3 protein-coding genes are annotated in these 2,945 nt (G+C 66.1%); 2 read left to right on the forward strand and 1 reads right to left on the reverse strand.

Annotated elements, in window-relative coordinates:
* The first annotated feature begins 289 nt into the window (after nucleotides 1-289).
* Both ACWEO7_RS38900 and ACWEO7_RS38905 read left to right on the forward strand, forming a co-directional pair.
* Nucleotides 290-1,348, forward strand: coding sequence for a DUF4192 family protein (locus ACWEO7_RS38900; RefSeq protein ID WP_452430780.1), 1,059 nt, complete (start codon nucleotides 290-292; stop codon nucleotides 1,346-1,348).
* A 252-nt stretch (nucleotides 1,349-1,600) separates the two neighbouring features.
* The gene (locus ACWEO7_RS38905; RefSeq protein ID WP_452430782.1) at nucleotides 1,601-2,251 is read left to right on the forward strand and encodes a hypothetical protein; all 651 of its coding nucleotides are present in this window, start codon (nucleotides 1,601-1,603) and stop codon (nucleotides 2,249-2,251) included.
* 70 nt (nucleotides 2,252-2,321) lie between these two features.
* Here the strand turns inward: ACWEO7_RS38905 and ACWEO7_RS38910 are convergent, their stop codons facing one another.
* Nucleotides 2,322-2,513, reverse strand: a complete 192-nt coding sequence (locus ACWEO7_RS38910; RefSeq protein ID WP_452430783.1) for a hypothetical protein — start codon at nucleotides 2,511-2,513, stop codon at nucleotides 2,322-2,324.
* Nucleotides 2,514-2,945: the final 432 nt, after the last annotated feature.

Raw genomic sequence — 2,945 nt, forward strand, 5'->3', positions numbered from 1 at the left:
CCCGAGGGGTGCGGTCCGCGGCCCGGGGCCGCGCGCTCCCTGCGGTCGCGTGCGGGCGCTGCCGCCCCGCACCCCGGCCCGCTCGCCGCGGAGGCAGACCCTCCGAAGGTACGCCAAAAGACAAAAAGCAGAAGACAAAATCCAAAGAAAAACAGTGAATAATACCACTCGCCAGGAAACCGCTAGAAAATGCGTAAGGTGCGTAAGGTAGATAGAATAGAAGATGTAAGGCAGAGGGAACAAAAGGCCCGGAAGGCCGGGCCGCCAACGCTTTGCAGAAGGGTGAGAAATGCTCGACTACAGCCAGATGACCCGTGGCGACTTCATTGCCTCGCTCCACGCCCTCATTCTGGACAACCCCGCCGCATCGTCCGATGACCTCGAAAATGTCATCGTTATCGCGATACTCGATCGCGAAACTCAGCGACTCATCACCATCGGACAATTCGATCTGGTCGTGCTTCCCAAGGCAATCGCGGCAGAAATCGGCGTCGAGGTCGTTCGCGGCAACTTCGCCGCTGTCCTCACCGTTATCGCCGACGCGGACCACCAGAGCGCTGGTGAACACACCTCCCACCTCATCGCCGAGGCCCTGCGCGACAAGGACGTCCCGGTGCTGAGCCGCATGCACACCGCCGCCCTCGTCGCGGGCGGGCAGTGGCGCGACCTCGACACCGGCGAAACCGGAACGCTCACCGACCCCGCAACCACCCCGGTCGCCCTGGCCCGACTCATCGACGGGCGCGGCCCGATCCCCGACCGAGACACCCTCGACAGGCTGTTCACCCCTACCACCCCGGCCGACGTCGCCGCAGTCGAAGGCGACTACCGCGCCAATCCCGCCGCGTTCACCCGCGCCACCCTCGCCACACTGCGCGAAGTCATCGCCCTGCACAGCGAGGCCACCACCGACGACGACCGCGCCCACGCCATCGGCCGGACCGAATTCGAGTTGGCCGCCCGCGTCGGTGCAATCATCGACGAATCCGGCAGCGCCCGAGACGCCTTGCTCGGAATCGCGCTGGTCGACATCCCGGCCGCCATCGCGATCTACACCCACATTGCCAACCAACTCACCGGCAGCATCCGCGCTCACATGCTGGGAGCGGTAGCGATCCTGTACCTCGCCGACGGACGCGGCTACCACGCGCACGACGCCATCCACCACGCGATCCAAGCCGGATTCGACGAGTACACATTGCCGCCGGTCACCGTGCGCGCCCTCATCGCATCCCACCGCTTCGACATCGAAGCCGAGACCGCACGCCGCTTCATGGCACTCGGGCCGGTCGCCGCCAAGTTCTACGGGATCGAGGTTCCCGACTACAACCCCTACACCACCGAATAGGCCCACCCAGGGAGCCCCGGCAAACCGCCGGGGCTCCCGCCCCGAACAAACGCCCAGCACGCCCACCAGCCGCGCCCGGCGGAATCGGAACTCCGCTGCGCTCCGTGCTGTGTTTTCAGGCGGACAGCGCCCAGCCGACCGAGTTGGCAACCCGACCCGCCCAAACAATCCCACCAGAACCCGCCCGCCGGGCCGCTGCGCGGCCCGGCGGGCGGAACACACCATCGCACGAACAGGACAACGACGAAGACCATGACATCACACGCACTCACCGCCGCGGACGTGCTGGCCAGGCTCTATGCCGCCGTCGACGACCGCCACCTCGCCTGGCTCGACGATCTCACCATCGCGGCGGGACTTCGGCGGCACTGCACGCACTGCCACGCAATGGCCACCGCAGACGGATGCGATCAGTGCGGCACCACACCCGCAGAACAGGCCATCGCGACAACCCTGGCCATCTACCCCGATTTCGCCATCACCCGCGTCACCGAGCCGCAGTATCGCTACCTCCTCGCCCACACGACGAGCGGCGAAGGCATCTACCTCATCCGGGACGACCACGGTGACATCGCAGACTTCACCGAGGACGTCTACGAGCAATGCGTCAGAGAAGGCCAGGCAGCAGGACTCAATCCCGTCTACCACGTCCACTCGCGCTACAACCTGTTCGCAACCACCGGCGTGCAGTGGAACCAAGCACCCGTTCCACCAACCAACGAAGACGCAGTCACACACAACGATTCGACCACCCGGTCGCTGATCACCAGAGAACAGGCCGAGAGCTGGGCAGGCCGGGCACTGTCGGACGACGAGATGGACCGTCTCGACGACGCCATCCCGAACTCCAGCATCCCCGAAGCCATCGCAACCATCATCGACAGCTTCCAGACCGCCGACTGACCGCGCGCACGAAAACGGTCGGCACCTGGACCCACCAGGCTGCCGACCGCAATCGTGAGGATTTCCTGCCCTATCGCTCCAAGCGCGAACCGTCAACATCGTAGAGCGGGCGGAACAGGCGAACACTCCCGTTCTGCGCGCCGAAGTCGGAACCTCGGAAAATTTTGCCTTCCACGACCGCCTCGAGGTCCGCCGCGGAAATGTCGTTCAACGACGCCAGAATCCGTGCCGCTTCCCGATCCACCGCCGACACATCAGCCATATCCTCAACCCCAATTCGGATCACGCAAACAATCACATTGACAGGCTATTTCGCGAGGACAAGAGTCGTTCGCGCTACCAGTGTAAGCCACGGCCCCTGCATTCACTCGGCCCGCATGCTCAGCCCAAAGCGAACAAAAACGAAGAAGATCGGAGCTACCGCGACACAGAGCCTGCCCGACCTCCGTAGCTCCCGCACAATCACCCCCCAGCGGCATTACGTCCGCCACCGGCACGCCGGGCGCCGCGCCCGCCGGCCGCGTCGCTGGTCCCGACCATCGCGGCCTGCGGCCGCGCGGCGGTGCAGGGCGGACAGCCGAGGTGGCGCCGGTGTGTCCTTCGGCGGGGCCTGCGCCGATGCTGGCACACCAGAACCCGGGCCGGGGGGGGGGGGTGTGGGGGCCACGCGGGGGGGCGGGGGGGGGGGGGCGCC

The sequence above is a fragment of the Nocardia sp. NPDC004260 genome, assembly GCF_053603155.1.